The organism is Treponema sp. UBA785 (assembly GCF_002297065.1).
GTDB lineage: Bacteria > Spirochaetota > Spirochaetia > Treponematales > Treponemataceae > Treponema_D.
In genome coordinates, this window is the sequence record NZ_DBJD01000012.1 from 38,997 (window position 1) to 45,184 (window position 6,188).

The following is a 6,188-nucleotide window of genomic DNA, read 5'->3' on the forward strand; positions in this document are numbered from 1 at the left end:
CCAGCATTCCTTTTTCTGTCATCCCCAGCTTTTCGTTTTCTGTCATTCCCGGCATTCCTTTTTCTGTCATTCCCAGGTTTTCGTTTTCTGTCATCCCCAGCATTCCTTTTTCTGCCATTCCCAGCTTTTCGCTTTCTGTCATCCCCAGCATTCCTTTTTCTGCCATCCCCAGCATTCCTTTTTCTGTCATTCCCAGCATTCCTTTTTCTGTCATTCCCAGCTTTTCGTTTTCTGTCATTCCCGCACTTGATGCGGGAATCTCTTCACATGGGATTATCGTGTCCGATAATGACATTAACTTGCAAAACTCGAAATTGAACCTATAAAAATATAGCCGCAAAAAAGTCAAGCCCCCAAAAAACGCAAAAAAAACACCAAAACCCTATTAAAAAAAACCGTTGGTTTAAATTCCATAGAAAAATAGGAGGATTTTTTAAATGAAAAAAATCGTTTCAATGTTGGCTATTGCAGCATTGACTCTTGGTGCAGTTTCTGCGGCTGATTTTTCTGTTGAATATGTAACAAAAGGAAGTATTTACACAGAAACATCTACAACACCTGCCGGATCTACAAAGAGTACAGTTAATAGCAAAGCATTTCTTGATCAGGATGGCTATGATGGCGATTCTGCATCAGATTTAGTTATGTCTGCATCTGGAGACGCTGGTGGAGTTTTACTCGACATTGATGTTGATGCTCGCGATAAGACAATTAAATTCGATCAGGTATATGGCTGGATGAACTTTGGTCCAATTCAGCTTACAACAGGCAAATGGTCAGGACGCTACGTTAACCGCGTTAGAGAAGATGCTGGTAGCTGGGCAAATGATGATTTTGAGCAATTTAAGCCAGGTATTGTAACTGGAGATGATGGAGAAGGCGCTAAGGATGTTAATGCTTATGACGTAGACAATCTTACTGCAGTAAAAGGAAAAAACCAGATTGCTACAGCTCTTGCATATACAAGCCGCCCGAACGATTCAACATATTTTATGGCTAAAGGTTTAATCGTAACAAATAACTGGGGCAGCGCAGGCCAGTTTGATTCTGACAAAAATTATAGCGATGGAAATCGTGACTTTATTTTTGAATCTGGCTTTGCTGGAGAAGTTGCTTTCCGCCAGGAAGGTTTAATCGACATAAACGTTCTTGCAAAATCAATGGTTCGTAACGAGCTTGTTGTTGCTGCTTTTGTTCGTCCGCTTATGCTCAACCCTGTTAATCTTATGGTTGGTGTAACTTATGCCGGCGACCTTAAAGACAATGGCGATGCTGTTGACACAAATGCTTACGCTTATGGCATCGACCTCCGTGCACGCATTCCTCTTTCAGATGCTCTCGCTCTTACAACTATGAACAATGTTTCTAATGTTGTTGACCAGAAGGTAAAGAACGGAAAAGACAATTCTACAATGTCTATGTGGAACATGGTTTCAGTAGCATACAAAGTTTCTGAAGCTTTGACTGTTCAGGTAACAGGAGAAAGCTACATGAGCCAGTTTATGAAAATCGAAGACGACGATGCAGTTGGACGTGATAAGCTCGGCGGCGCCGATCTTTCTGTTTTAGCGGGTGTTGTTTACAAATTTAACCCGAATGCATCTTTCTCTGCCGGTGTTAAATACGAAAGAACTGGTGTATTTGCTTCAAGCGATTGGACAGATGCACACGAAACAGAAGCTAAATTCTCAATTCCATTCGTATTTGACGTAGCTTTGTAGGATTAGGAGGAAAGTAGATTATGAAAAAGATTATTTCAACTGCAGCAGCGGTACTTGCCTTCTCTATGGCTTTTGCAGACGTAAGTGTTGAATTTACACAGGCTGGATACTTGAGCAGCGACCGTGGCGGAAACAGCGTAAAACTCGATGTAAACGGTTATGACGACGATAAAAAAGTAACAGGCTGTGTTGTTACAGAAATCTCTAACGAATTTGCAGGCGTTGTATTCGATCTGGATCCATACATTAAAGATGTAGGCCGTGATTATGTAGACAACGCAAGCAACGGTATGTTCGACCAATATTATGGCTGGGTAAATTTTATGGGCGGAAAAGCTAAGCTCCAGTCAGGCGTTTGGACAAGCCGTTCTGTAAACCGTATGAAAAAAGATGCCGGTTCTTGGGAAAATCCAGAATATGAAAAATGTAAACCAGGTGTAATCAACGGAAGCATTGCAAAAGATGTAACAAACCTTACAGAAGGCAATCTTTCTACTCAGATTACATATAGTCTTGATAACGGCTATGCAAAAGCTGCGATTGTTTCAAGCGAGTATTATGGCTCATCAACATCAAGCCTTATGTCTGGATTCGCTCTTGAAGGTGGATTTAATATAAACGAAGACACAAACGTAAAAGTTTACTTCAAAAACCTTAAAGACCAGGAGATCGCATTTGCTGTATTTGGCGAATCAACAGGCCTTAAAGAGGGTCTTGACTTGGTTGCTGGATTTACAGCTGGCAATGCAAAAACAGAAAGCGGTTTTGAGTATGCGCTCGATGTACGTGCTCGTTATGAATTGAATGACAAAATTGCGTTTACAACAATGAACAATATTTCATCTGCAAATGAAGATTATGCACTTTGGGATATGTTGAGCGTTGCTTACAAATTGTCAGACAAAACAAAATTGACTGTAACAGGCGAATGGTATTATGCAGATTTGTCAGACGAAAAAGCCGGTGCTTTAAGTATAATTCCAGGAATTACATACAGCCCATGCGACGGTGCTGATATTACAACAGGTCTTATTCTTGAAACAACAGGTTGGAAAAAACCTTCTACATCAAGCATATCTATTCCAGTCGTTCTCCACGTTGCTCTCTAATGTGTAGCGTAAAGGAAATATGGAGGAATAAAGAAATGAAAAAAATAATTAGTGTTATTGCTCTTGCTTCGCTCGCATTCGGAGCTTTTGCAGACGCGGAATTTGCGCTCAACTACAGAACGCAGATGACAGGATTTTCTCGCATTTTGAGCGGCGATTATTCTGGTACAAAAAATGAAAAAATCGATTATAAAGCAAATAAGCACAAGTCTTATCTTTTTGCGCAGAAATCTTACGGCGGCGCGTCTGACACTATCTCTGCTACAGTAGCAGGTGATATGTGTGGCGCAACAATCCGTATTGACCCATTCCCTGCTTCAACAAAAGAAGGCAAACAGCTTCAGATTAACCAGTACAGCGGATATGTAAATATCGGAAAATTTACATTGAATGCCGGCGCATGGAAAGACGGACAGTATGTAGGCGACTGGCAGCTTAAAGGCGATGCAGACGCATGCAACCTTGGAGGCGAAACATTTGCCGCATACAAGCTCGGAAACATGTTTGCCAGCTCAAATTCTTTAGGAATCGACGACATTGCGAACATTGCAGGCGGCGACAAGTCTACAACTGCTTACGTAAAATGGGGCGGCGCTGTAGGTCCTAAAAAGACTTTTGTAGAGCTCTATGCTTCTGCAATCGGCATTGGCGGAAAAACCTGGGATGATGAAAAAACTGTTTACAGCGGCTTTGGATTTAAGGCAGATGTTACAACAAAGGCTTTGAGAACTCAGTTTATTGCAAAGCTTCCAAGCATCGACAAACGTGCATTCGGTCTTTACTTTATGCCACAGGGAACAGGCGCTTTAAAAACTGTATTTGGCGGCACACTCGGATTTGAAGGAGCAAACGTAACAGAAGCTAATGCTGACCTCCGCATGCGCTATGCTGGAAAAGGCTACTCTGTAACATTCTTCAACAACTTAAGCCACATCACAAACAACAATAGTGTTTCAAAAAATTACGTAAACAAAGTTGTAGGCGCATGGGCAGAAGACGGAGACAACGGTATCGGATGTATTGGTGTAAAGGAAATTCGTGGTGCAGCAGGAAATAGCCAGAAATACAACACTGTAATGTGGAATATGATTGCATTGCGCTACAAGATTTCCAACAAGATATTCTTTACAGCAGAAGCTGGAGACATGGTTTACTTCAACAACATGCTCAACGACGATGCGGCATGGGAAGGAATCGACGCATTTGTTTGCCCAGGACTTCAGTTCTTTGCTGGCGGAAAAACATCTGTATCTATGGGCGTTCGCTACGGCGTAAGCGGTCTTGGAGCACAGGTAATGAATGGAAATGATCGTGTTTCTAAATACAGCAGCGACAATAACAACTACGAAATTGCAACATCAATTCTCGTTCCAGTTGTTATGCGTATCCGCTTCTAATTTAGTCAATTTTTGTTGATTAAATTGAATAAAACGGCTGACTAATAAGTTTAATCCGTGTAAATATTAAACCTGCAAAATGAATATTTTTAGTCTTTTGCAGGTTTGATTACCGCCGGTTTTACTTTTTGGTTAGCCTTTTTTTTGTAAAAAAACAGGTAAAAAAATGTTAAAAAAAAATCGTTTTTTTTGTCTTTTGATTTTGTTGTTAGGTTTTATAACAGGCTGCAGTTCAACAAAAAAAGTAACAAAAAACACATCTCCAATGGCAATTTTTAGCATGTCGTCTAATTTTTCTGTAAAGTGGCATGATGATGGCTTTAATAAAGATGAAAATATAAAAAAAGGCGGCTTGCTTTCTGAGCAAATAAATAAACTGATTGATAAAAAAAATCCAGAAAATTTTACTGCTGAAGAACGTCTATTAAAGGCAGATGAGATTTTTAGAGAAAAAATGCAAGAAATTGCAAATATTCAAATAATTAACAGGGAAGATTTTCTTTCTTCAGAAGCTTATTCGGAACAGACTGCAAATATTTTTACTTATATAGATTCCAGGGCATTTTTGAGCGGATACCAAAAAATTCAAAGCATAGGCCGAAAAAAAGCTCGTATCATAATGCAAGAACTTGGCCTAAAAGGAATGTTCCGTTTTGATTTTAATTTTGAAAAAAAACTTGTTCAAGGGAACAAATGGAATGGCAAAGTTTCTGCCTTGGCAGAAATGAAAGTTTTTATAATCGGAGCAGACGGAAAGGTATCAAGGCCGATAAGTTATGCTTCTCTTTCGCCAGAAGAAATTGAAATTTCTGGAAAAAACTATGACCAGCAGGCTTTGGTCGATTTATTTCCAGCGTTGATAGAAAATTTGATTTCAAAATTTATTATGGATTATTTTTTGGAATAAAAGAGTTTTAAATTAGCAGTTTTGACTAAAAAACTTAGCCCGTGCCGAAGCAGCGCTGAAAGCGTTGGAGCTAAGATTTAATGTTTTTGCAATATTTTATGATTTTTTTTGAGTAGTTTGAAATATAAAAAAGAGTTTGCATTGTCTCCAATGAAGGCGAAAGCCGGAACTGCGTAGTGGACGGATATGACTGTGCATTGCGCTCCATAAAAAAATTAAAAAACCAGGAGTTAAAGATGAAAAAATTAAACATTGTTTTTTTGGCGATATTTACAACTATTTTTCTTTCCAGTTGTATTTCAAATAATTTTGCAATCAGCGCAAATGAACCAGTTGCCATACTTTCTGTTCGTGGAACTTTAAATGTTCCGTGGCTAGAAGAACGCGATGACGATTATAAAGATTTGGACGGAATGATTACAAATTCAATAAATAAAATCTTTGGCAAAAACAATCCAGAAATTCAGACTGCTCAAGACCGAATAAATTATGCAGATGAACAATTTGCATATCTTTTAGAAACAAACATGGGAATTACAGTTGTTCCTAAGGATAAAATAATCAATTCAAAGCAGTATAAAGCAATTGCACCGTCAATTTTTACATTTTCGGATACAAAAGTTTATGCCGATAATTACAAAAAAATTGATGAATTGGGCTCTCAAAAAACAAAGCTTTTGTTGCGGGAACTGAACGCAAAAAGCACAATTTTTGTAACATTTACTTTTAATAAAAAGGTTGCCGAAGGCTCTAAACTAAAAGGCCAAATTACAGCGTCTGTAACAATGGATGTCGATGTTTACGATTGTAAAGGACATCAAAAAATTATGGATACTTTTACCGCTGATTCTAGCCAGCTTATCGAAATTTCAAAAACAAATTATGACAAAGACGCGCTTGTCGAACTTTTTCCAGAAATTATTGATCTTGTAATAAACCAGTTTATCGTAAAATATATGTAACTTTTTGAAGAGGGCTGTCCTAAAAATATAATTTTTCTGCCATTCCCTTACTTGCACATCCTGTCATTCATGTGCCTTGGGGACGCCTTCGG

General features: G+C 38.7%; 6 protein-coding genes. 5 read left to right on the forward strand and 1 reads right to left on the reverse strand.

Going from position 1 to position 6,188, the window contains the following annotated elements:
- Positions 1-238 (reverse strand): hypothetical protein (locus tag B2X33_RS01010; RefSeq protein WP_296666878.1); only part of this gene is annotated, 238 nt, incomplete at its 3' end.
- A gap of 199 nt (positions 239-437) precedes the next feature.
- On the opposite strand from B2X33_RS01010, the gene B2X33_RS01015 reads away from it, so the two are divergent.
- The 5 genes from B2X33_RS01015 to B2X33_RS01035 all read left to right on the forward strand — a co-directional run bounded on the left by B2X33_RS01015 (position 438) and on the right by B2X33_RS01035 (position 6,096).
- Positions 438-1,721: a hypothetical protein gene (locus tag B2X33_RS01015; protein WP_296666881.1), complete on the forward strand. Its 1,284-nt coding sequence runs from the start codon at positions 438-440 to the stop codon at positions 1,719-1,721.
- A 20-nt stretch (positions 1,722-1,741) separates the two neighbouring features.
- Positions 1,742-2,830: a hypothetical protein gene (locus B2X33_RS01020; protein WP_296666883.1), complete on the forward strand. Its 1,089-nt coding sequence runs from the start codon at positions 1,742-1,744 to the stop codon at positions 2,828-2,830.
- A gap of 35 nt (positions 2,831-2,865) precedes the next feature.
- Positions 2,866-4,227, forward strand: a complete 1,362-nt coding sequence (locus tag B2X33_RS01025) for a hypothetical protein (protein ID WP_296666885.1) — start codon at positions 2,866-2,868, stop codon at positions 4,225-4,227.
- Positions 4,228-4,393: 166 nt separating this feature from the next.
- On the forward strand, positions 4,394-5,134 hold the full coding sequence (locus B2X33_RS01030) for a hypothetical protein (protein ID WP_296666887.1): 741 nt from the start codon (positions 4,394-4,396) through the stop codon (positions 5,132-5,134).
- A 236-nt stretch (positions 5,135-5,370) separates the two neighbouring features.
- Positions 5,371-6,096 carry a hypothetical protein gene (locus tag B2X33_RS01035; protein ID WP_296016438.1) on the forward strand — a complete coding sequence of 242 codons (726 nt, stop codon included), beginning with the start codon at positions 5,371-5,373 and terminating at the stop codon, positions 6,094-6,096.
- Positions 6,097-6,188: the final 92 nt, after the last annotated feature.

What these genes read in the sequence shown, in the direction of transcription:
- B2X33_RS01025 (WP_296666885.1), top strand. Translation starts at nt 2,866, where the DNA reads ATGAAAAAAATAATTAGTGTTATTGCTCTTGCTTCGCTCGCATTCGGA.
- B2X33_RS01035 (WP_296016438.1), top strand. Translation starts at nt 5,371, where the DNA reads ATGAAAAAATTAAACATTGTTTTTTTGGCGATATTTACAACTATTTTT.
- B2X33_RS01030 (WP_296666887.1), top strand. Translation starts at nt 4,394, where the DNA reads ATGTTAAAAAAAAATCGTTTTTTTTGTCTTTTGATTTTGTTGTTAGGT.
- B2X33_RS01015 (WP_296666881.1), top strand. Translation starts at nt 438, where the DNA reads ATGAAAAAAATCGTTTCAATGTTGGCTATTGCAGCATTGACTCTTGGT.
- B2X33_RS01020 (WP_296666883.1), top strand. Translation starts at nt 1,742, where the DNA reads ATGAAAAAGATTATTTCAACTGCAGCAGCGGTACTTGCCTTCTCTATG.